The sequence below is a fragment of the Citrobacter sp. Cf132 genome, assembly GCF_030333885.1.
GTDB classification, from domain to species: Bacteria; Pseudomonadota; Gammaproteobacteria; order Enterobacterales; family Enterobacteriaceae; genus Citrobacter; species Citrobacter freundii.
Genome location: NZ_JAOWFA010000070.1, coordinates 1 through 22,888, shown reverse-complemented (window position 1 = coordinate 22,888; position 22,888 = coordinate 1). Strand labels below are relative to the sequence as shown.

21 protein-coding genes are annotated in these 22,888 nt (G+C 49.2%); 5 read left to right on the top strand and 16 right to left on the bottom strand.

Features of this window, described 5'->3' with window-relative positions; translation table 11 throughout:
* The first annotated feature begins 365 nt into the window (after window positions 1-365).
* On the top strand, window positions 366-1,295 hold the full coding sequence (locus tag OGV85_RS19910) for a LysR substrate-binding domain-containing protein (protein ID WP_003033874.1): 930 nt from the start codon (window positions 366-368) through the stop codon (window positions 1,293-1,295).
* A 42-nt stretch (window positions 1,296-1,337) separates the two neighbouring features.
* Here the strand turns inward: OGV85_RS19910 and OGV85_RS19905 are convergent, their stop codons facing one another.
* The 6 genes from OGV85_RS19905 to pgaA all read right to left on the bottom strand — a co-directional run bounded on the left by OGV85_RS19905 (window position 1,338) and on the right by pgaA (window position 8,262).
* Window positions 1,338-1,610, bottom strand: a complete 273-nt coding sequence (locus OGV85_RS19905; RefSeq protein WP_003033869.1) for a GNAT family N-acetyltransferase — start codon at window positions 1,608-1,610, stop codon at window positions 1,338-1,340.
* 11 nt (window positions 1,611-1,621) lie between these two features.
* Window positions 1,622-1,852, bottom strand: coding sequence for a 4Fe-4S mono-cluster protein YjdI (gene yjdI, locus OGV85_RS19900; RefSeq protein ID WP_003033864.1), 231 nt, complete (start codon window positions 1,850-1,852; stop codon window positions 1,622-1,624).
* 82 nt (window positions 1,853-1,934) lie between these two features.
* Complete coding sequence (pgaD, locus tag OGV85_RS19895; RefSeq protein ID WP_061547601.1) at window positions 1,935-2,441, bottom strand: poly-beta-1,6-N-acetyl-D-glucosamine biosynthesis protein PgaD; 507 nt, start codon at window positions 2,439-2,441, stop codon at window positions 1,935-1,937.
* Window positions 2,438-3,772, bottom strand: coding sequence for a poly-beta-1,6-N-acetyl-D-glucosamine synthase (gene pgaC, locus OGV85_RS19890; protein WP_003033859.1), 1,335 nt, complete (start codon window positions 3,770-3,772; stop codon window positions 2,438-2,440). Before pgaC ends, pgaD begins: the two co-directional genes overlap by 4 nt.
* A complete protein-coding gene (pgaB, locus tag OGV85_RS19885) occupies window positions 3,769-5,790 on the bottom strand; it encodes a poly-beta-1,6-N-acetyl-D-glucosamine N-deacetylase PgaB (protein ID WP_003846429.1) in 2,022 nt (673 codons plus the stop codon). The genes pgaC and pgaB overlap by 4 nt, the downstream gene beginning before the upstream one ends.
* Before the next feature lie 9 nt (window positions 5,791-5,799).
* A complete protein-coding gene (gene pgaA, locus OGV85_RS19880) occupies window positions 5,800-8,262 on the bottom strand; it encodes a poly-beta-1,6 N-acetyl-D-glucosamine export porin PgaA (RefSeq protein ID WP_032949991.1) in 2,463 nt (820 codons plus the stop codon).
* 816 nt (window positions 8,263-9,078) lie between these two features.
* On the opposite strand from pgaA, the gene OGV85_RS19875 reads away from it, so the two are divergent.
* The 3 genes from OGV85_RS19875 to OGV85_RS19865 all read left to right on the top strand — a co-directional run bounded on the left by OGV85_RS19875 (window position 9,079) and on the right by OGV85_RS19865 (window position 11,839).
* Entirely contained in the window at window positions 9,079-9,615 is a 537-nt protein-coding gene (locus tag OGV85_RS19875; RefSeq protein WP_003033852.1) for a GNAT family N-acetyltransferase, read from the top strand.
* Between the two features lie 148 nt (window positions 9,616-9,763).
* On the top strand, window positions 9,764-10,996 hold the full coding sequence (locus OGV85_RS19870) for a tyrosine-type recombinase/integrase (RefSeq protein WP_061547602.1): 1,233 nt from the start codon (window positions 9,764-9,766) through the stop codon (window positions 10,994-10,996).
* Window positions 10,997-11,071: 75 nt separating this feature from the next.
* Window positions 11,072-11,839 (top strand): hypothetical protein, encoded by a 768-nt coding sequence (locus OGV85_RS19865; RefSeq protein WP_061547603.1) that lies wholly within the window; start codon window positions 11,072-11,074, stop codon window positions 11,837-11,839.
* 25 nt (window positions 11,840-11,864) lie between these two features.
* On the opposite strand, the gene OGV85_RS19860 is transcribed toward OGV85_RS19865, so the two are convergent.
* The 9 genes from OGV85_RS19860 to OGV85_RS19820 form a co-directional block, all read right to left on the bottom strand.
* Window positions 11,865-12,074 carry a hypothetical protein gene (locus OGV85_RS19860; protein WP_061547604.1) on the bottom strand — a complete coding sequence of 70 codons (210 nt, stop codon included), beginning with the start codon at window positions 12,072-12,074 and terminating at the stop codon, window positions 11,865-11,867.
* A gap of 68 nt (window positions 12,075-12,142) precedes the next feature.
* Window positions 12,143-13,177, bottom strand: coding sequence for a major capsid protein (locus tag OGV85_RS19855; RefSeq protein ID WP_061547605.1), 1,035 nt, complete (start codon window positions 13,175-13,177; stop codon window positions 12,143-12,145).
* A 14-nt stretch (window positions 13,178-13,191) separates the two neighbouring features.
* The gene (locus tag OGV85_RS19850; protein WP_061547606.1) at window positions 13,192-13,533 is read right to left on the bottom strand and encodes a hypothetical protein; all 342 of its coding nucleotides are present in this window, start codon (window positions 13,531-13,533) and stop codon (window positions 13,192-13,194) included.
* 602 nt (window positions 13,534-14,135) lie between these two features.
* On the bottom strand, window positions 14,136-16,298 hold the full coding sequence (locus OGV85_RS19845; protein WP_061547607.1) for a hypothetical protein: 2,163 nt from the start codon (window positions 16,296-16,298) through the stop codon (window positions 14,136-14,138).
* A 48-nt stretch (window positions 16,299-16,346) separates the two neighbouring features.
* Window positions 16,347-16,742: a hypothetical protein gene (locus OGV85_RS19840; RefSeq protein ID WP_061547608.1), complete on the bottom strand. Its 396-nt coding sequence runs from the start codon at window positions 16,740-16,742 to the stop codon at window positions 16,347-16,349.
* Between the two features lie 254 nt (window positions 16,743-16,996).
* Window positions 16,997-17,482: a hypothetical protein gene (locus tag OGV85_RS19835; RefSeq protein WP_061547609.1), complete on the bottom strand. Its 486-nt coding sequence runs from the start codon at window positions 17,480-17,482 to the stop codon at window positions 16,997-16,999.
* 15 nt (window positions 17,483-17,497) lie between these two features.
* Window positions 17,498-18,097 carry a helix-turn-helix domain-containing protein gene (locus OGV85_RS19830; RefSeq protein ID WP_156485341.1) on the bottom strand — a complete coding sequence of 200 codons (600 nt, stop codon included), beginning with the start codon at window positions 18,095-18,097 and terminating at the stop codon, window positions 17,498-17,500.
* Window positions 18,072-18,251 (bottom strand): hypothetical protein, encoded by a 180-nt coding sequence (locus OGV85_RS19825; RefSeq protein WP_061547611.1) that lies wholly within the window; start codon window positions 18,249-18,251, stop codon window positions 18,072-18,074. The genes OGV85_RS19830 and OGV85_RS19825 overlap by 26 nt, the downstream gene beginning before the upstream one ends.
* Before the next feature lie 358 nt (window positions 18,252-18,609).
* Window positions 18,610-19,041 carry a hypothetical protein gene (locus tag OGV85_RS19820; RefSeq protein WP_061547612.1) on the bottom strand — a complete coding sequence of 144 codons (432 nt, stop codon included), beginning with the start codon at window positions 19,039-19,041 and terminating at the stop codon, window positions 18,610-18,612.
* Between the two features lie 2,094 nt (window positions 19,042-21,135).
* On the opposite strand from OGV85_RS19820, the gene OGV85_RS19815 reads away from it, so the two are divergent.
* A complete protein-coding gene (locus tag OGV85_RS19815) occupies window positions 21,136-21,687 on the top strand; it encodes a tyrosine-type recombinase/integrase (RefSeq protein WP_286553876.1) in 552 nt (183 codons plus the stop codon).
* A gap of 9 nt (window positions 21,688-21,696) precedes the next feature.
* Here OGV85_RS19815 and OGV85_RS19810 read toward each other — a convergent pair.
* Window positions 21,697-22,817 (bottom strand): IS3-like element ISSen4 family transposase gene (locus tag OGV85_RS19810; protein WP_085950818.1). Its coding sequence is split into 2 segments (ribosomal slippage): window positions 21,697-22,559 and window positions 22,559-22,817, totalling 1,122 coding nucleotides; the frame shifts between segments, so codons are not numbered across the junction.
* Window positions 22,818-22,888: the final 71 nt, after the last annotated feature.

The window sequence follows — 22,888 nt, the reverse complement described above, 5'->3', positions numbered from 1 at the left end:
CTTTTTAAATATCCGATAACCTGAGAATAGCAACAGAGTGCAGAGAATAACATCCGCTTAAATTTCATTCATCGTTAGCGCATCGATTATTGAATCAATTTTAACAATGAGAACAAAACGTGCTGTAGTGCAATCTTTCCCTTATGGCTGGGGCCCTTTTAGCCACTAATCAGTAGTCCGGTGAATCAGGCGGTATGCTGCACGGATAGCGGCCTGCAATTAAAATACAGAAGTGTGATTGCCTTCAAATCAAATGTAAAACTAGTGTTAAATTTTGTTCAAAACTGATTGCTCTGTATAAGGATTACAAATACATTCAACAATCATCGTGTTGCGGATGCGCATTGTCGCCGGAGGGGAGAAAGATGAATTCAATATTTACCGAGGAAAACCTACTGGCGTTTACGATGGCTGCCCGCTACAGCAGCTTTAGCAAGGCGGCTGAAGAGCTTGGCTTAACCACATCGGCAATTAGTTACACCATTAAGCGCATGGAAATGGGTCTCGACGTGGTGCTGTTTACCCGCAGTACTCGCAGCATTGAACTGACCGAGTCCGGGCGCTACCTGTTTCGCAAGGCGACCGACCTGCTCAACGATTTCCACGCAATCAAGCGCAGCATTGATACCATCGCTCAGGGCATTGAAGCCCGGGTACGCATCTGCATTAACCAGCTTTTGTATACCCCTCAACATACAGCGCGGCTGCTGCAGGTACTCAAGAAACAGTTTCCAACCTGCCAGATAACCGTCACCACCGAGGTGTATAACGGCGTCTGGGATTCGATCATCAACAACCTGGCTAATATCGCCATTGGCGCACCCGATACGTTACTGGACGGCGGCGGAATTGATTACACCGAGATCGGCGCGATCCGTTGGTCGTTTGCGATTGCCCCGGATCATCCCCTCGCCTTTATGCCGGAACCCATTTCTGAGAGCCAGTTACGCCTGTACCCGAACATCATGGTGGAAGACACCGCACACACCATCAACAAGAAGGTCGGCTGGCTGTTACACGGACAGGAGTCGATTCTGGTTCCCGATTTTAATACCAAGTGCCAGTGCCAGATCCTGGGTGAAGGCATCGGTTTTCTGCCGGACTACATGGTGCGCGAGGCGATGGAAAAGTCGTTGCTGGTGACGCGGCAGATCCACAACCCGCGTCAGGATTCACGAATGCTGTTGGCCACCCAGCATTCGGCAACCGGTCGTGTAACTCAGTGGATTAAAAAAGAGTTTGGGCCACAAGGGATACTGACGGGGATTTATCAGGATCTGCTGCATCGGGAGTGATGAACCGGATGGCTGTTATACCTTCCGGTACACATAAGATGATCAGGCGCGGATATCGTCGTACTCGCGGGTTTTATCAAATTCATGTTTGGCAAACGGGCACAGCGGAATAACTTTGCGGTTTTCAGCGCGCATCTTCTCTACCACTTTCGCCACCAGCTGTTTGCCGACGCCCTGACCTTTCAGGCTGGGGTCGACATCGGTATGTTCAATGATGCTCAGATGCTCGCCCGTCGGCACAAATACTATCTCGGCAACCTGGTTGCCCTCAGCATCATTGACATAAAACTTGTTGTGGCCTGCAAGAATTTCCATGGTCCCCTCACTCATTTCTGGCGATATTTCAGCGCACCGCTCGGACAGGTATCGATGACCTTGATGACCGTCTCGACATCCACTTCATCCGGAATGATCCACGGTTTACGTTTCAGGTTAAACAGTTTCGCGCTTCCCCGCACGCAATTGCCCGAATGCTGACATATCGCCGTGTTGAAATAGACGTCAATCTTCTCGCCGGTATAGGCCCGGTAACCTGCATCCAGTAGTTCCTTATCCACGACATTGCCTCACATTTTTTTATTGTCTGGGTCTAATCATAGACCTATGCGAGGCTGAAGGAAGCTGCTGAAAGCAGAAATATCACTCGGGCCTGTTCTGCAACGACGGCTGCTGCTCTGGTGGCAAATACTCCAGCATCGCAGGCGTTGGCGGCGGGAGGCGGTTATCGGCAATATCCCTGTCCACATCGATATGACTGATTTCGCCATTCTCATGATGGTGGACCGTCAGCACCCTCGCCTTGTTCAGTTCCGTAACCAGCTCCCGGGTAATACGCAAACTTTCTGCCAGCTCATGGTCTTCCAGCCCGGGTCTGCGACTGCGTCGTTCCACCCGAAAACGAAACTGGTTGTACTTCGCCCAGCCAATTAGCACCAGGCCGTTGACCAGGGCGACAAGGATATAAAACGTGACCGTATCCAGCGTGGTGAAAAAGGGTCGCCCCCCCATATACGGTGAATGCGCCAGGGCCGTGATCAACCCTTTATAGATCAGGTATAAGAAACCAACCCAGGCGATGAGCGTCAACAACACATCGATAATGCGAGGCAGCAGACGCCGCTCCGTAAAGATCAGTGGCTGATTCACGATTCGATCCTCCCAATTCCACGGTCAGGACTCACCCAACGCGCTCTGCCGCGTTTGCGTTTGAGCATCACTTTCGGGAACGCGACCAGCGTGGTGAACAGGCTTAGCATCCAGTACACCACCGGGAACCAGATAATCCAGAACAACGAAGCGCCAATGCCTTTTTCATAACGTCGTTCAATCATCAGGCTCACCGCAAACTGCAGCAAGCACACCACGCCGAGGATAAGTCCGGTAAAGGCTGGCGGGAACAGATGCTGCACATACAGCGAGTCCGGCATCGGGATCATCAGCCCTAACAGGAACAGCACGATACTGATCGCATAGGCAAACGACCAGGCGGTAGAAAAACAAAACTCAAGAAACAGCGGCCACATGCGACGGAACTCCCACGACCACAGACGACGCATGTTAACGATAAACACCTCTGCACCACCCTGCGCCCAGCGCAAACGCTGCTTCCACAGCCCTTTTAACGTTTCAGGCATCAGGATCCAACACAGTGCGCGCGGCTCAAAGAATACCGACCAGTGGCGCAATTGCAGCTTCCAACTGATATCGATATCTTCAGTGATCATGTCCGGGCTCCAGTAACCGACCTCGGCCAGCGCGCGACGACGAAACGCCGCAACTACGCCTGAAACGGTAAAGATCTGCCCATAGACTCGTTGAGTACGCTTAATTAAGCCGATAATGGAAGAGAACTCACCGACCTGCACACGGCCGATTAACGTAGAGCGGGTTCGAATACGCGGGTTCCCCGTCACTGCGCCAACACGCGGGAACTGGATCAGCGGAGCCACAATATAGGCAACGGCATCACGATCCAGTAACGCATCGCCATCAATGCACACCAGGTAATCGCTGCGCGCCGCGGCCGCACCGGTCTTGAGCGCCAGCGCTTTGCCCTGGTTTTCAGCCAGATGAATCACCCGCAGGCTGGGGTATTCCACTGCCAGTTGTTCCAGCACGTCGTGAGTGTCATCCGTTGAACCATCGTTGATGGCAATCACTTCGATATTCTTATATCGCTGTGCCAGTGCGGCCTCAATGGTTTCACGCGCGTTGATCCCTTCGTTAAAACAGGGGATCAGAATGGAAACCAGTGGATTCCCCGGCAGGGTCGGTGGTGGCGTGTCATCTCCCCATTTCCAGTGACGTTCACGGTAAAACCAGAAATAGACTCCGCCGCTTATCCACAAAGCAGACATGAACAAAGGCCAGAAGAAGACGAAGTTCAACATCACTTCACCTGTAAAGATGACAGCCACGCCAAACGGCAGGCTGAACATCAGGCAAAGTATCAGGAAAGCAATAATGCGATCGGTCATTTTTGCGGATACCAGTATGAGGAGAACGTCGAGCGAATCTCTGACATCTCAGGTTTGTCGCTGATGAAATCATCCGGGTAATAGCCGTAGTTACCTGCACCGCTTAATTTCAGCTGGCGCATCCATTCGGCTATTTGTTTTCCGCTGATTTCAGCCTGATCCCCGGATTTACGCCAGTCTCGTGCCTGCAGTTCAAACACGGTTTTATCCAGCGCCCCAGGGTTTTGTGCAACGGCATTCACCAGTCGGTCAAGCCATGCGTTGGCATCATTGGCCGGGATCTGTTCCATGAATGGCATCGCCATCGGCGCCGTCCAGTCATAGGTATTGAGGAAATCATTCAGGTTTTGTGCAAACCAGGCTTCACTTTCAGGCTCCAGTACCGGCATGGCGTAAATATTGCGCGCAGTTTGCACCTGTGGACCGCGAATATTACGCACAGACTGGGTCAGCTGTTTGGTGAAGTCGATCAGCATCTTACTTTTCAGGCGCGTCCAGCGCTCGAACGCCTGAGGATTATTACGTATTTGCTCGATACTGCCCGGAAGCCCTGCGGCACGGTAGGCGGCTAACGCCTCCGGTGACGCATCTTCAAAGTCCGTCAGGAAAGCATCGTCATGAAACAAAATACCTTTGAAACTGGCGTGCTTCGCCAGGTCTTCATAGATTTCAGTGATGCGCTGACGCGCTTCGCTGCTCCAGGGTGAAAGGCGGACATAGTTCTCGTGATTGATAGCAGTACGTCCCGTTTTCGGATCCCATGCGGTTACGCGTGGAATAGACGCGTCGAGATCGAAAGCCAGAACCGGCATCCAGGCATATACCGTCACCCCTGCCCGCGTTTGTAATTGCCAGGAGATATAGTTAAAGAGATCGGCACGCATCGGCAGCCAGCGGTTGGGGAAATAGACCTCACGAATATTCCCGTCACCTTTAGGGTCGGCATACGCCTGCAGGAAGACATGAGAAATACGCATGTCATAAACGCGCTGGATCAGCTTATCGATATTTCGCTTCTGCTGAGCAGGGTCCTTGTCATACACGTAATCCAGATCGACATGCATCACGCGCATCGTCTGTGGCTCACGGACCTGAGCGACCTGACTGGCAAAGCGCTTAAGGGATGGGTTATCAGAGATCAGCACGCGCGGAATATCATCGAGAAACGCGGCATTCGCCAACCCTTCATTAAGCGTAAAGGCCATCTTATAGCCATGCTCTTTGGCCAGGTTTAACGTCGTGCCGTTGGCTGCGCCGTACGGCCATACCCACGCGCGCGGCGATTTCCCTGTCACCGATTTTATCTTGTTAGTGATCAGAGAAATATCCGTGTTTATACGTCGCGTGTACTGTTCGTCCGTTTCGTAAGTGCCAGTTTTCTTATCATACAGGCGGTTCGCTACAGCTGGCTCTTTACTCCCCTGCGGATTGGCCTCAGCGCCAAAGTGCGAGTTCCAGGTGTGCGCACCGACTTCCACCAACGGCGATTTCCCCATTTCTTCGACCATTTTCCAGGTGGCGAATTTATCTCGCGCTGTCATTAAGCCGCCAAAATCGACTTTTTTGTTGGCTGGTGCATCAACCCAACTGCCTACTGGCGCCCAGAGCGCAGGCCAGTTGTAGGCTTTCAGCAATGGCCAGACGCGGGTATAAAAACTGCTATACCCGTCATCAAAGGTGAGTAATACCGCTTTTTCCGGCAGTACAATTTTACCGTCATGGGCATCCAGAATTTGCTGCACGCTGATCGGCTGATAGCCATTATCACGCAGCCAGGCCATTTGGTCGCTCAACGCGCTGGTACGCACAGAGAGGTAACGCTGGTCGGCAGCACCATCTTCAACATCGTGATAACCCAGTACCAGGAAACTATTTTTCGGCCACTGATGATCCGCCGTCAGCGGTGTTCTCTCCCCAGGAGGAACATAGCGAGGCGTTGTATTGTGCGCGCTGCTGCACGCGGTAATCATCAACCAGCCAGCGATTAATGCGCTAAGCCACAGGCATCTTTTCAGCATGAACAATCCTTAAAACCTGACATTTAAATCGAAAGCGAGGGAGATATTCCGCTCACGTTTACCGTCATAGGGGCGTTTATCCCAAATCAGCATCACCCCGCCATCTACGACGTTGTTCCATTTAAGCCGTTGTCCGTATCCTACCTGGACGATAGCGCCTGCATCTTCACCTTGCTGCCAGTAGCCACCTACGCCTGCCAGACCTTGCTGCGTCCAGACGGTATCATAGTGGCGGTAAAGAACCTGCTCTGCGCTCAGGCCAGGGACAACCGAAAAATCACTCTTCGGGTTGTAATACGGCACATTCTCTTTGGTGTTGGTGCTCCCGCCAATGCCCGGCGTAAAGTCCAGCGTGAAGCGAGGCGTGGTCCAGATGCGCTCTTTTCCGCTGAGTCCGTATTCGATGCGATCGTTACCGTCTGAGAAATGTGATGCAGCAAACGACAGTTGATATTCACGTCGTTCGTTTTGATACCAGCGAACGAACATATCGCCGCCGTTGGCATACACACCGCTACGCAGCGCGCGCAATGGCGTATTACGCGACAAGCGCTCGGCCGAACCGCCTACGCGCCAGTTGTCATTGAAGTCATGCCAGCCGGATAGACGCCCCCCAATCTTCTGACCATCGCCATAATTTCGGCCAGACACTTCCATTTCCGCCCAGTAATCACGGGAAGTCCATTCTGCACCCGCCGCCAGATCGCGGCTGATGCCCTTCCCTTCCTCAAATTCACCGGTAGCGAAGTTGAATCCAGTAAACAGTCGCCAGTTGTCATTAATCGGCGGACTGTAAATAGCCGTGTTGATGTTGAAGTCATTCTTACCGCTGACCGGGCTATCGGACGAGATCCCCTGCGTGCCGCTAATGCGCACTTCCGACATTTTGTGGACATCACGAATACGCGCGAGGCGCAGCGTCGCTTCATCATCCGGGCTACGGGCAATAACGTCATCCGTCAGTTCATCGGCCTGCTTCCATTCCTGGAGATCCAGCGCAACGTAAGCCTGCTGACGCTCCAGCTCCAGGTTGCTTGGCTCAATCACTTCCGCCAGCTTAAGCTCTTTCTCCGCCGCATGCGGCAATCCACGCGCTTCAAGCACAGAGGCATAGGAAATGCGCAGTCCCTGGTTACCGGAGCCTGTTCGTGCCAGATGCTCTGCGAGCTTTTCTGCCTCTGGCAGTTCATTGGCAGCGATATGATATTGCGTCAGCAGCGACTGTCCGAGCAGCCAGTTATCGTTAGGCTGCGGCGTTGGCGAGCCATAGATACGCCGCAGATACGGACTCTCTTTGATCAAATCATCGACTTGTTTTTTGGCAGCATCGAAGTTTTCATTATCAATGTGTGCATAGAACAGATCTTGTTGATCCTCTGGACTGAGCGGCGTCACCGGGATAGGCCCATTTGGGTAGTAGATGCTCGCCAACATCGCTTCGGTTTTTTCCGGCTGACGCTCGCTTAACCATGCTGATGCCACCCAACGTTTTGCGTAGTTTGGTACTTCGCCGCTTGCGGAAAGGGACTCATATTCCTCGATCACTTCGGCAGTACGCTTACGCACCAACAGGGCACCCATACGGTCTATTCTCGCCCGGCGGACATCATTCTGCGCAGACGGCTCATCTTTCCAGGCCGCCAACAACTGGTCATAACGGGCCAGCGCTTTATCTGCTACGATAAAACGTTCTTCTTCATTACGTGCGGACGTATAAGAGGATCGGACCATTTCAGCCGCCGCATCAAGCTCAAGGCGACGCTTCACAGGATCTGCCGTGGGTACGACTTCCGCCATATTTAAGGCTGGTCCGGAAACACGGTTCGCTGACAGCGCAGACAACAGCGTGGATTTTGCATTTTTGTTGCCAGGATCGACGTCATCCGCCTGGCTGGCAACCAACAGTGCATCCCAATTTTTCCCCTGAGAATGATATACATAGGCAAGCAATGCGTCGGAATCTGCGCCCGGATGCGCCTGAGCCCATTTATTCGCTTCGGTAAGGGCTTGCTGATTGTAGCGCGCATCTGCCAGCGTCATTATCCAGCCGGTGCGTACATCAACGTTATCAGGTTCTTGCTGTAAAACACTTTCCCACACCGCCAATGAATCATTCCAGTTTTTCTGGTTACGATACGCACGCGCTGCGGCGACTTTTCCCCGTGCAGGTACATCCATCTGCCCACGATATCGCTGCCAGATTTCAATTGTTGTTTTATCGTTGTTCTCAACCCAACTGGAAACTTGCAGCCAGTCGGCAACCTGATTTGGCGTTAGCGCACTTTTCTTTCCCTGATCCTCAAGGTAGCGCAATAGCGGCGCACTATTCCCCCCCCGCGCTTCAATAACCAAAGCATCATAATCTGATACCGCAGCAGAGATTTGCATAGGGAAAAGAATGCTGGCCGTAAATAAACAGCTTACAGACTTAAAACGTTTAATGAAGTTGGCATGTCGACGCATACTGAACATATCTGCCCTTATATCTTACATCAGAGTAAAAATAAGCGTTTTCAATAAGTTAAGGTCAATCCCTGACGATTGCCGACCATGTAAGATGCACTGCCGCTTATTTCGTAATAGGGTTATAAAGCAATTAATTCTTTCGTCTTATTGACTACCCGCACCGCGTCCCCTAATCGTTGAGCAGGAGGCATAAACTCGGGAATTTTATCACTCCATGTAGTTCGTGGCTACGGAATAAGAAAAGTCTTAGTCAAAAAAGTATTTTAGACTAAATAATCCTAATACTCTTGGGATTGAATTCTGGATTTAAACAAAGTTTGCCCGGTGACATCATGTGATGATGCTTACTATTGCTGGTTAGCATAGCTACACCGCGCAACTGTTTGCATGGTAACTATTTTGAGAGGTGAATAGAGAAAAGTCTGATAATAGGCTCTCTGCTAACAACAAAATATAACTTAATTTTTAGGGCTCAAACAGGGCCAATGAAATGAAAATAAGGGTACAGGCGCAAGAAGAATTAGATACAGAAACAACACATTGAAATCAAATAACTTTCTTCATCATTTTTCGAAACCTACCATAATTGGTATTTGGATACACGCTCGAAGACGTGCACAAATAATTGTGTATTACTCTACGCGTTAATGTATTTACCAACCTTGCGTATTATTGACAACATCAACCACAATCAATTATTTCCCCTTACAATATGAAAGCCTATTAGCATTGCAAGCAACTGATCGAAGCATAATTTTTTGCACTTACCTTCCCCTTAGTCTTTCAGGTAATCTGGGCAAAGACGCCAATGGGAGCCGATCAATGAAAATCGTTAACGCAGAAGAAAAGCACATCCCCGCCATACGCGATATCTATGCACATCATGTTCTTCACGGTACCGGCAGCTTTGAAACCGACCCGCCGGATGCTCACCAGATGTTTGCTCGTCTGGAAAAAATCCGCAGCCTCGGGCTGCCGTGGGTCGTCGCGCTACAGGAAGATAAGGTCATCGGGTATTGCTACCTCACCCGCTATCGCGAGCGTTATGCCTACCGCTATACCCTTGAGGATTCGATTTATATTGCTCCAACGGCTCAGCGTCAGGGTGTAGGAAAGGCTTTACTGCGTCATGTGATCGGCTGGGCTGAAGCACAGGGCTATCGGCAACTGATTGCCATCGTCGGCGACAGCAATAATCAGGGATCGTTAAAAGTCCATCAGCAGGCCGGATTTACGGAAATCGGCACACTGAAAAACATTGGCTTCAAACATGGACTATGGCTCGACACGGTATTGCTACAACGTAATCTGGGTGAAGGTAACAGCACACTACCACCGGATTTCGGTGTCGCTATTTAACATTTATAAAGAATAACTACAGGGAGAGAGTTTTGGAGCGGGCGAAGGGAATCGAAAAGGCTTGCTCTAAGCACCGGAAAAGATAAACCAAACAGACGCTTACGTAAATCCACGGTAACTAGTAGCGGTAGCTTACTAGGTTAAGACCATGACGATCAAGGGCAAAGGAACAAATTATCTTTACGTAAACTGTGACGGGATTTATATCATTCAGCTTCATATTCCCGTTTATATGCGCCACCTCTGGAACGGTCGCAAGATGCTTAAAAAATCAACAGGCACTCGCGATCTTGTGTTGGCTCGTAGATTTCGTGATCAGTACCTGATGGAGTTCAGAAGGCTACAGGCGCAATTCAACCCAAATGCTTATCTTCTCAAGATTCAGTCAGCCATTACCGATCTACGTTTCGTTGGTGCTGCATCTACTAATCTCGTTCCAGATTTTCAGACAGCCACCAAAGGGAAACCTTCAACGCCAAAGTTAAAAGACCTTTGCGACGAATACATGAAGGTGTACTCAGACAGGCGGAGCTATTCCACATTGCAAAAGTCTGCCCGTGCTGTCGATGCGTTTACGAAATCCATCAAAAGACCAGCGATCACAATTGGCGGTATTGGTCGCCGTATGGTGACGGAGTTCCTAGAGGCTAACCAAGGCAAGTTTTCACCTCAAACGTTGCAGAACTGGCTAACCTCTTTGGGGAGTCTGTACGAGTTTGCAAAACGTCGGTATGACGCAATCCCAGACAGCAACCCATTTCATGGTCACAATCTCGAAGCACGGCGCACGATAGAAAGCTATCAGCCGTTTGAGCCTGACCAGATGCAAAAGCTACTGGATGCAGCAGAACCTGAGATCAGGAACATTATCACTATGGGACTGTTTTCAGGATGCCGCCTTGATGAACTGGCAAGCCTCAAGAAGTTAGATATCCAAACGGTGGAAGGTGTGCGCTGTTTCTACATTTCGAAGTCAAAGACGAAAGCGGGGATCAGGCATGTCCCGATTCACTCCCGGTTATCTGCGATAGTCGATGAGTATTTGAACCACACTTACGGCGAATACCTGTTTCCACAAGCTAACAGGATTAACCGGAAGGATGGTAAGAAAGGCCCCTTCTACTCTCAAGCGTTCACCAGACTACGCCACCGAGTTTTGCCTACAGCTACAGATCGCCAATGCTTCCACAGCTTGCGGGGGATGTTCATAACGTGCCTTGACCGTGCCGGAGTACCAGAACAACGGATCGGAGCCATAACGGGACACACTGACCAGAAATCGAAAACGGAAGCCTTCCGCACCTATTCCCAGGGCGCGAGCATGGAGGAGTTAGCGGGGTATGTCGGGTTGGTCAGCTACGATATTGTGGTCAAACGTTAATAAAGACAATGCAGCACACGTCACTGTACGCCGTAGAAAGTGCAAATTATCAACAAGAAACAATGAGGTTTCAGAGTGAATATATTCAACTTTGATAAATTTGATCTCCGCGTCCTTCTTGGACCACATAAATTTTATGTTCTACAAGCCAAGCAGCGGCTGTTATCTCAATTTAATGATATATCGAGAGAAGCTGACGAAGTAGAAAAGCAGCACTACGAGAAACTGGGACAATTCTTCGACCCGGATAGAGATGACCCAGCAGATTCATATGAAGCAGCGTATCAAGAAGGCATCTCACATTACATCGCGCTTGATGAAATGCGGAACACTGTCACATTGGCTCTTACTGCCGGTATGTTCCACCAATTTGATAAAGCACTGCGTGAGAAAATGGTCATGGAATTTCGGCGCTGGCAGCCCGCAGCAGTTGATCCACTTATCTGGAATATTGATTTCCCTGAATTAGTTGAATTACTTGAATGGACAGGCATCGACATAAAATCGAAGACATTCTATGAAAAAATTGAAGCATGTCAGCTGCTTGTAAATGTTTACAAGCATGGTAAAGGGCGGTCTCACACAGAACTTGCTGGTAAATACCCGCAATACTACCCCAACTACACACCAGGAACAGTTAGAAGAAAAACACTTCCACGACCTGAACAACTTAAGGTGAGTGAAGCACAGTTCACCGATATTGCTGATGCTATAAGAGATTTTTGGCTCAACATTCCTGAATTTCGCAATGAGTCACACTTGCGCGATCAGCCTGAATGGTTTGATAAAGAAATGAAGCGCTTTGATCGTTATCTGAAGAAGAATGCTGTGAAGAAACCATAAAAAAACCGGGCGGTTTCCCGTCCGGTTAGTTAATCATCTTTTTTCGTTTCTCGTTGAGATAGTGTCTCACGGCGCTATCAAATCCGTGGTTTTGAATGCGGTCAAGTAGGCTGGAACGACTACACTCAAGCCTGCGTGCTAATGCAGACATGTTGATGATCGAATCATCGCCTTTACCGTCCAGAATCCACTGCATCAGCGGCATGTTGCCAGTACCGATCAAAGCTAATTTCATATGTATCTCCTTTCCTTTGCCTCGCCAGCAGCGGGGACAATGCGTCCCTAATAACTGCTTACTGATCGTTAAGCTGCGTCGTTCGTCAGTTTGGTCACAAAGTCTGGACGGTACACCACAGGCAAAATTGAACTTTCCGCGAATAGCTCAACGTTCTTAAACTTGTCCTGCACACTCCAGATACGGAAATCAACCGGATCAGCAAAGGCCAGATCAAGATTTCGGCTGGTTGCTGTTGCTACATAACCGAAAGGTAATGCGATTTCAGAAGATAGCGGCTTGCTGAAGCGCGGAACCAGGAAGGATTCATCCGGGCCAATTCCATAAAGTGCCTGATCAGTGACTTCCACTACGCGAACATTCTCGATGATGAATGTTGAGAATGCCGGAAGCACTTCTTTGTTAAACAGCACATCGCGATCAAGCACACCAAACTGGACATTCTGACGGATATCAGGGTGATATTTGATGCCCCGATAGACGTTGCTACCAGTAAACAGGATAAAGCCGTCAAGCTGACCAGCCAGACCACCCATACGCACTTTAGCAGCAGTCACAGCGTCATCCAGGCTGCGAAGCGGGTCACCAGAGCTAACATTGGTTTTGATCGTTCCGGTCGCCTGTTGGTAACCAAATTCATCTTCCCACGAAATAATCGGTTGCTGGGTGTAAGTTGCTTCAACAGTATTTCGGAAAAGTGCGTCAGCGAAAATCTTTTCCTTGGTACGCATGTACTTATCATGCATTGCGAGAGCAGAAGCTGTCACAGCGTCCATCACAGACATTTGCAGGTCTGAACCTGGTTTGCGGTAAGGTTGCACATCTGCCGCTGTAATACGGTCCTGATAAGCGTAAAGCGGCGCTTCAATCAGGTGATTGCTGGCACTACGCTTGGGAATAGCTGACCACTCGGAACCATAACGATTGACAGAGCTTGCCACCTTCTGGGCAACTTCATCAATGATATCAAGGCTCACCTTTGGACTCATGGAAGTCTGGCGGTCACTGAAAACGTTAAGCGTTGAGAGCAGTGTGTTTTTTGCTTCCACGTTTACAAAAGTGTTGGTGTAATCAGCAAAGCTGAAATTGGTTGATAATCCCATTTGTTTTCTCCTTATTATTCTGCGTCCGGTGCGCTGGTACGGATTGCGCCCGTTTTAGTTAGTGCAGCAACAGCATTAGCGCCAGCGGTCGCGCCCATAACAGCAATGATGGTGTCCTGTTTGATGTACACACCGCGATCAGCAACGATGACATGAGCATCATCTGCCGCCCTGTGGTGGCTCAGAACCAGCAGGCAATCATCCCCAGAAACATATGTAGTCCCGGCACTAGTAATGCAGCTACCCGGCTGCACTTCTACTGCCAAATCGACAGTAATTGTCTTGCGGTCAAAGTTTGGATCGACTGCATACGCGATCACCGAATTGTAAGAACGTTCTGTTGTTCCCATTTTCATATAATTAACTCCCGTTAAATTTCACATAGCTATGTAAACAAAAGGCCAGCGCCTGCTTGAGCCATAAACGGCGACAGGGCCAGCCTTTCGAATAGGGTTTTAGCACCCGCTAATTGCGGGCAGGAATGAGGAGGTGGCAACGCTCCAAAGAATGGGCAAGGAGACCCAAAAACGCTGCCACCTGATGTTGTTTAGTGTCCAACGTGACAGCCCGACGAGGAGGACGGGACTTTGGCAAACCCCGATCCAGGACCGGAGAATTTTGGTGCAGATTAATCCTGCTTTTCTGAATACAACAAGCGGCTATGGCTTAACCTTCCCGTGAGAGGCGGCGTATTGGTTGTATTTAGAAAAGGGCCGCGTGGTGAACACCAAGGCCCGTTAGGGTGAACGTTGCCGTTCATCTTGATTCCTGTTCCGGCATTTGAAACCGGAGAATCAAGACCAGACCACACAGCCGCTTTGATATAATAAGGAGAAGGAAAAACAATTGGCAGTAGTAATTCCCTATGTAACTATTTTATCATGAATAATTAACTTTCACAACAAAGACTTGACGATATTGACGGAAAATCAGATGGTTACCGTTAAATCTGACAACGTTATTGGGGAACCCCAAGAATGAGGTTTGTGTTATAAACATTATTCTCTCGGATTTTTGCATCAATAAGACCTTTCACAGCCCCGTCATTGATATTGATGTCAACATCCTGATGCAGGCTGAGGTCTGCTGTCCCTGTAACACTGACAGGGATCGGTCCTCGTGTTGCAGTATCCGCAATTGTGGGGATTGAGAATGTCGGTTTTAGTAATGGTTGCGGTTGCTGGCCCTGATAGTTCAGGCCTGGAACATTCAACGCTAACCCGTCCCAGGCAGTGCCTGTGCCAATACTGTTAGGCGAAGAGCTGTCAAGCCACGGATAAATCTGCTTAAGGGTCTGGCCTACAGTGCGAGGGTCGAAGCCTATATTCTCTTTTACCCACTCGGCGGCGGCATTGCCTCCCTCGTCTACTGTGGTGTTGTAAACGGCATCCGGTAACGTTGACCCCTTCCTTAGCTCTTCACCAATGCTGCTGGCCCAGGCTAAGATGTTGGTGGTCAACTCACCTAACGACTGTCCAAGATTGTCAGCGATAGGGATCAGCCCCGTCATGCTCTGTCGTAGAGTGTCCGTGTTGGTAGCATATTGTCCCAGCCCCTCAACGAATGAGGCGCTGAAGTGGTCAGCGAGGCTGGTTTGTACTCGGTTGTACTCAGCACCTAATGCTGCCAGTTTGTCGAGATTGGCCTGCTGTGCATCGGACAGGGACCAGCCCTCAGAGGCCAGTTGCTGCATGCGGTCAATAACCCCCCGCCCTTCATCATCAAACACCCCGAGGAAGACGGAACCATCATTCACGGCTTCGGCCAGGTGACGAACCGCGTTATCAGTCCATTTGAAAGTCTTCTGCAACTGTTTCAGGTACAGTATGAATTCAGGAAAATTCATGGTCTGAATCTCGCCAATCACTTTCTGGGCGACCTTCTGGTTCCCGTTAGTGGATTTCAGCACGTTATTAATGATATCGGCAAACTCACCACCGCCAGAGAAAGTTACTTCACCTGTTTTTTTGTTGCGTTTGAAAGAGCCAGTATTCAGCAATTCTCCAGCTTTTTCTGTCGTATCCTTGTTCAGGTCAGCCAGTTTATCAGCGCTGAGCGAATAACCCGCCCTGCTCATAGATAAATCCTGGATAGCTGCGAACTCTAATTGCCCCAGACCATATTGCTCTAGTTTTTTAATATCACGAGAGCGCTCAAGGCTTCCCTGAAGCGTCTGACCAACACGAGCAACTCCCATGCTGCCAATCAATGTTGCTCCGCCGACTGCACCTCCGGCAACAATCCCGCCACCAATACCACGTCGCCCTGTCAGCCCTTCTGCACGCACACGACCAGCACGAATGCCAGCTGCTTTCTGTTCTTCGGTGATACGCTGTTGCAGTCGAGCCTGCTTGCGTAATTCTGAGGTTATACGGGCCATTTCGAAGCGGGTTTCTTCTACCGTGTAGCGCTCTTCTTTCTGGGCTTTAAGTGCCTCTTTTGCTGCACTGATGGCTTTATAACGGGTTGCAACGTCAGCGCCGTTCACGTTTGCCAGAGTCAGAGCGCTACGGCGCAAACTGTTGTAATAAGTCACCTCACGTTTGAGCGCTGCTTCTTTCTTTTCTTCAAGGGCAATACGGCGTTTCGCCGCTACAATATCATCGGAGATACGTTTATGGCCCCGATTCATAGCTGCTGTCTGTGCTGTTGCTAATCCCGGCTCTGGTACTGTGCCCCCCATATTGGGGTTATACATTACCGCACGACTGGCTGCCGCTGCCCGAATCCTCTCACTGATACGACTCAGACGAAGGTCCTGACGTGCACGGGCCTCATCCTGAGTTAGCGCCTGGGCTGCATTCTTCGCAGACAATGCCGCCATTTTTTTATTGTGGGTCAGTTCCTGATTGGCAATTTTTGCCTGCACTTGTGCCTGTTTTTGTTGCTCCGCAACCAGACGTTGTTGCTGCTTTATTCTGGTTGTATGGGCCTTTGCCGCTGCTAAAGCAGCCTTGCCTTCACTCTGGGCAGTGCGTTTCTTCGCCGCCTCCAGCGCTTTGGCGGGCTTCTCCTGGGCTGCTTTCAGGCTCTTAATGGCCTTGAGTGCCTTGCCGTAGGCAGTTTGGTCAACTTTAAACGTAATCTCGTTGACCGTTTTTGTCACTATAATGTTAGCCATTCTTGCCTCCTTTGGAGGTTTGACGCTTGGTCAAAACACTTTGTGCCATTAAACCCCCTGCGGTTTGATAATATGCCCATAGCGTTCTGGATCATCAGCGACCAGTTTTCGACAAGCGACCTTTGCTCTTTCGAGAGCATCAGGGTCGATATCATGAGGTTTAAAAACTCCAGCATCATCACCCAACATATTGATAATTTTTGTCTTTATGATTTTTTTATCAGTTATTTTATTAACTGGTGAGTCGGTAGGAGCTTTGAGGTATTCCAACCCGTTAACGGGTTTGCCTTCGGCAAATCTCCCTCGGAGATATTCGGGATTTTTCCTCAGAAATCCAGAGGTGACGCTTACGAGGTTTTCCCGCGCCTTCTGTAGGGTGTACTCTTCCGGTGTCATACCGTGCATCGCTGCAAACAGAGCATTTTTAATACTGTCCAGTGTCATTGGTGGTGTCTCCAAAGCAAATTATGAAACAAGCCAATCCCGGACAACAGACAATGGGCGATGGGCGATGGGCGACCATAGCCAACACGGGGATCAGCGGTAGGTATTCGAGATAGGGTATTGCGTGTTAATAATCCGATCACAAAGTGATGAATCCATGATTCACCGCTAAGTGTCATGGTGCGAAGCACTCTCGCAAATGCAGACACCTTCGGTGCTATAGCAGCCTAATGCATCGCAGGGCGATTAAGGTGTCAGTGCAGGCGGGGAGCTTTCTGCTTGCGGTGTGCGTGACGGCTGAGCGTTTTTCTGTACTCCAGAACCAGCGGGGCAGTTTCCTCCGGAAAACGGGCCAAAATCTCAGCGTGTGGGATACCTTCATCAGACAGGTAGCGCACAACTGTAAACAGCGGCAATTGCAGATCAGCGCAGATTTTTTCGAGCATCGCGCCGGATTCGAAATACTGACGTATAGTGACCCCGGTTGCGCGCTGGCTGGTATGTTTCACTCTTCGGAAACGTGGATTCCAGGTCTTAGCTAATTCAGCAACAAATTCAGGATCGAGTCTGAGGATTAGGGCAACTCTGCCAGAAGTCATGCCGTGCACAAGAAGAGTCTTTGCGGTTTTAAGGATCGATTCATCCCTGCATCGATTTTTGAAAAGACGCTTTAGTTTATCGCTTTTCACGGTTTGAAAGCCGTGATCTGTCTGGCTGTCACCAGCTACTTGCTCACACAATTCAATCCTCCATCATCAAAAAGGAATTGATTCCATTGAGAAATCTTCCTCTGAATAATCAGACACAGGTTCAGATTTTGAAAATCCAGATCGCTGTTCAGCTACAGGTGCGGCAGGTTTCACCACGCCAGACTCCAACACATCAGGCTTTTGTTCATTCTTACCGCTTTTAACTTTCTGATTTTTTGCGATGGTAACAACAGCCTCACCTTGCTGTGATTTTCCCGCATTAAGTTCAGTCAAAATGATGTCAGGATCTTTTACGGTATAGTCAGTGTAAGAAATTTCTTTGCTTCCAGGTTTGCGGAATAAGGTTGCAGTAATCCACCCCATTTTCACCAAAAGTTTGACCTTCTTCTGAACGGTTGAAAGGCCCATGCAACAGCAATCCGCAATGTACTGTTGGGAAGGACGGATCTCCCCTGTCGTCTTCTTCCACCCAAGCAGATGACTGTAGACAGCCATGATCTCAGGGCTGTTTTGTACACCATTAAAGCGCTTGATACGGGCGACAGGTATCGACCAGTAAGAAAAAGTGTCGATGGTAATCGGTTTGTCTTCATTCGGCTGCGGTAAAGATTCGTAGAGCTTATTTTCTGTTGTCTCGGCTATCATTAAATCCTCGCTGGTTTTCTGTTTTTTTATTCTTTTCAATGATTTTTGCCGCTATTTGCAGCAATTCACTACATAGCTTAGCCATGGGCATATCGCGGTGGTTAGCCTCTTTCAGCAACGCACGATAGGTGTCATCCGGGAATGAAATATTCATGCGCTTTTTCTCCCTGTTGGGTTGTGTGGTTACTCGTTGTTTAATTGCCCGTGTACTTTCCGAATGTGTTTCGCCAGGTTCTGGCACATATTCCGGATCATCTTTGGCACGGGAATCCCCTGGCGGTCTGATTCTTCACGTAAAATTGCATATGTTTCATCGTCTAGTGAAAGTTTCATCTCAAAATTCCCTCCGAATGCATAAAAGTCATCGCTCCTGCTATCGCGGATGGCGATCAGGAGTAAGAAGCCGTGTTTGCGGCGATTTCGTTTGGTGGCTTGCGCCAGCGGGTGATGCTAATAGCACCTGAGGTGTTTACCTCTGGTAAAGTGCTTCGCACCGTAATGCTAAGGTGGGATTAAGCTGATGTTGTTAAGTCTGGAATGGCTTTTCCGGTGATGGCTTCAAGTTCACCGCCAACCTCAATCATCTTGAGGATCAAGACTTGAGGATCGGATATGCCAATTCCTTTCGTGAAATAGAACTCTTTCCATGCACCAATAACGGGTTGGATGATCTCCATAACATCCCTTCCCTTTGCTAACTCTGCTGAGTAGGGCTTGAGGATATCCCGGATGATTTTTGCATTCTTAGCCTGCTGGCGCAGACCTTTGATAATGTTCATTGCTTCGCGGGTTTGGGGATACATCTTGTCGGCTTTTTTGGAGCCACCAGGGCAACGGTTGCGAAAGCTGCGAAGATTGACTAAAGAAGTGATTTTGTTGTCGATTGCAGAAACAATCTCTGAGGCGGTAGCGTTCGAAAAGTCGAACAGGACGGGTTTTGTCATCTAATCTCCTGTGTTGTTTTAATGTTTCCTTTTCTCAAGGTATGAATATATTATGTCATAAATCACACTTTTTGTCAAGTTTTTTGTTGCATCACAAATAAAAGCATGCTATGAACCATTTGAGATGGGCCGCATAATTCCACAAAGCAACATACAATGTCATTAGCAATTTGTGCTGAACGTGAGAATTTGTATTGCATTCTTATTTTAGGTGGTAAATAATTCACGGTTGCATAAAGCCATACAATGCGTTCTAAGCGATTCTGGTCCGTAGGCAGTGCCTATGGGTTACCTCTACCGCTTAAACGTCGTGTAGCGTGTCTGATGCGCTCTGTGAGCCTCCTGTTATCTAGTCTTGATTGTCCGTTGTCAATCAACGGTCACAACAATCAAGATGAATCGGGGATTCACCGCATAGCGGCTTTGTGAAGTCTGAGGGGGAGCGCCGCCCACCAAGGGGAGTTACGTCGCGTTTCTAGCTCCTCTGCGCTGTGCTCGATCCACATAGGCGAACAGGTTCGCATTTCCCACACAGAGTGTGAACAGTCGAAGCTGTTCACGATGCCGTAGCCTTTGGGTTACCCGAATCCATGATTGGGATGACCACACACAGAAACAGGCTGTAAGCCTGTTGATGAGTTGGTTATCACAGAATGGTAATGAGGGTTAGGAGGTCACAAGATGCCGTGTCTGTTTACGTCATCGAAGTTGAGCTTCTTACCACACAGATATGTGTAAACAGGCGAAGCCAGTGAGCGGAGCGATACAAGGCCCGTATGGGTGAACCGTCGGTTCATGGCATCGCCACCAGATTACTGATATCACTCAATAAACACCACAACCAAGAATGACCAAGTCATTCCCTGCCCTTGACCTTAAATCTTTTAAAGATCTTATAGGTGTTTTTATTATTGATTTTATAATGCTCTTATACCACGTCTAATAGAAGACACCCTCCCCTCTAATAGAAGACACGTATCTTCCAGTAGAAGACACCCTCTCCTCTGACAGAAGACACCTTGCCATGTTCAACCACTCGGCTACGCACTAAGCAAAACAGAAAGCAAGTGTTTTTATATAGATCTTTTGATCTTAGATCTTTCAAGGATCTTTATTATTTAGGTCTTTATTATATCGTAGGTCAAATTTGTCACCCCTCCCCCTTCAAATTTGTCAGGGGCAGGCTACTTCTTGACCGGTTCATCTTTTGGGATGTGCGCCTCGCCAAGCTGTAAATAAATGCCGGAAAATTCAACTTTAATCGCTAGTATTTCGCCGTAAATGCAGCCTTGCGTCACTTGCTAGCCTGTGGGATGTGGTGAGCGATATGGTGTAAGGTATACAACGAAGCCAGTAGTGGCAGGGCCTCGGCAGTTCTGCCATTGATGGTGTGGCTAAACACAATCACCGATCCGCACTTTCCAAACCGAAAGATTAAATTTTCTTCGCAAAAATAACGGAAAACAGTCCATTTCTGGGCCTGTAAGAGCCTCTCAGCAGGGTGCTGGTCTGTCGTTGGGACAGTATTACATTGTGGGGAAATAACGCCGTAGAGCGGCGCTGTGAACGTATGCGGGGCTATTGGTGGGGCTGTTCACAACTGTGTGGCAAAAGGTACGGATCAATGACGCTTAGGCCAAGAGAACACCGCCAGGCGCAGGCTGATTGTGCTCACTGTTGCCCTTCATCCGATGGGTGTAAATCAGCCCATAACTTACACAATGTGAAAGTGTAACATAGCAACCCATTGATTCTTATAGATTGCATTGTGGATGAACGTCAAAGAAGTGTCTAAACGCTGTCTTATGCATCCTTTATGCACGTCCTATGCATCTGTGTTGTGTGTGCAAAGAGTTACCTTGCGATATTTTGAAATAATGGTTCATTTTTATTGACACACTCTCAGCCACGCCTAACACATCAGCCTATGCGCTGAGATATTTTCCGACACTGGAACCTGAAGAGTAACCCCAACTTTTGTTTCAATACGGGCAGGAGTGGGTTAAATCACATATAAAAACCCCTTTACAATGATCATATTATGATCAAAACTCACCTTGTAACTTACATAACGAGATAACAGCGAGGGACGAAATGAAGAGAGTCGAGCCAGTCAGAGACAAAGAGAAGATCGCCGAGATTGAGTCTCTGCTACGTAAACACAATACAAGCCCGATTTACGGTGATTTGTGGGTATTCCTGAACCAGACAGCAGCGCGAGTTGGTGATGCCCTCAGGTTACGTTATGCCGATTTTAACCACATAGAAGGGAATGTGTTAAATCTGAAGGAGCAGAAAACTGGTAAGACGCGCTCTATCATGCTAACAGCGAAAGCGCTCGAACTTGTAGCACAGCGCCGTGCTGATAATCCTAGTCATGAATACTTATTTGAAGTGGACAGCAACCGAGCCAAGGGCAAACCGATCAGCCGTGTGACGGTCTCTGCCAAGTTTAAAGAGGCCGGGGATATGCTAAATCTTCGCATAGCAGCACACAGCCCACGCAAGAACCTAGGTTACCATGCTCTGAAACGTGGTGTAAGTCTGCCAACACTCACTAAGCTGTACGGGCATTCATCGCAGGCGGTCACGCTGGCATACTGCGGGATTATGGAAAAAGATATCGTGACCTGCCCCCACGATTAGATACAACACTCAGTTAGTAACGTCGGAATCTTCATTCTCAGAATGACCCTTTCTCCAGCCCGCTGCAAATTCAGACGGTGTCTGATAATTCAGCGTGGAGTGCGGGCGGCATTCGTTATAATCCTGCCGCCAGTCATTAATAATTTTCCTGGCATGAACGATATCGCTGAACCAGTGCTCATTCAAACATTCATCGCGAAATCGTCCGTTAAAGCTCTCAATAAATCCGTTCTGCGTTGGCTTGCCCGGCTGGATTAAGCGCAACTCAACACCATGCTCAAAGGCCCATTGATCCAGTGCACGGCAAGTGAACTCCGGCCCCTGGTCAGTTCTTATCGTCGCCGGATAGCCTCGAAACAGTGCAATGCTGTCCAGAATACGCGTGACCTGAACGCCTGAAATCCCAAAGGCAACAGTGACCGTCAGGCATTCCTTTGTGAAATCATCGACGCAGGTAAGACACTTGATCCTGCGACCGGTGGAAAGTGCGTCCATGACGAAATCCATCGACCAGGTCAGATTGGGCGCCGCCGGACGGAGCAGCGGCAGACGTTCTGTTGCCAGCCCTTTACGACGTCTTCTGCGTTTTACGCCCAGGCCACTGAGGTGATAAAGCCGGTACACGCGCTTATGATTAACATGAAGCCCTTCACGGCGCAGCAACTGCCAAATACGACGGTAGCCAAAACGCCTGCGCTCCAGTGCCAGCTCAGTGATGCGCCCTGATAAATGCGCATCAGCAGCCGGACGGTGAGCCTCATAGCGGCAGGTCGACAGGGATAAACCTGTAAGCCTGCAGGCACGACGTTGCGACAGACCGGTCGCATCACACATCAACATCACGGCTTCCCGCTTCTGGTCTGTCGTCAGTACTTTCGCCCAAGAGCCACCTGAAGCGCCTCTTTATCCAGCATGGCTTCGGCAAGCAGCTTCTTGAGTCTGGTGTTCTCTTCCTCAAGCGACTTCAGGCGCTTAACTTCAGGCACCTCCATACCGCCATACTTCTTACGCCAGGTGTAAAACGTGGCATCGGAAATGGCATGCTTGCGGCAGAGTTCACGGGCGGGTACCCCAGCTTCGGCTTCGCGGAGAATACTGATGATCTGTTCGTCGGAAAAACGCTTCTTCATGGGGATGTCCTCATGTGGCTTATGAAGACATTACTAACATCGGGGTGTACTAATCAACGGGGAGCAGGTCA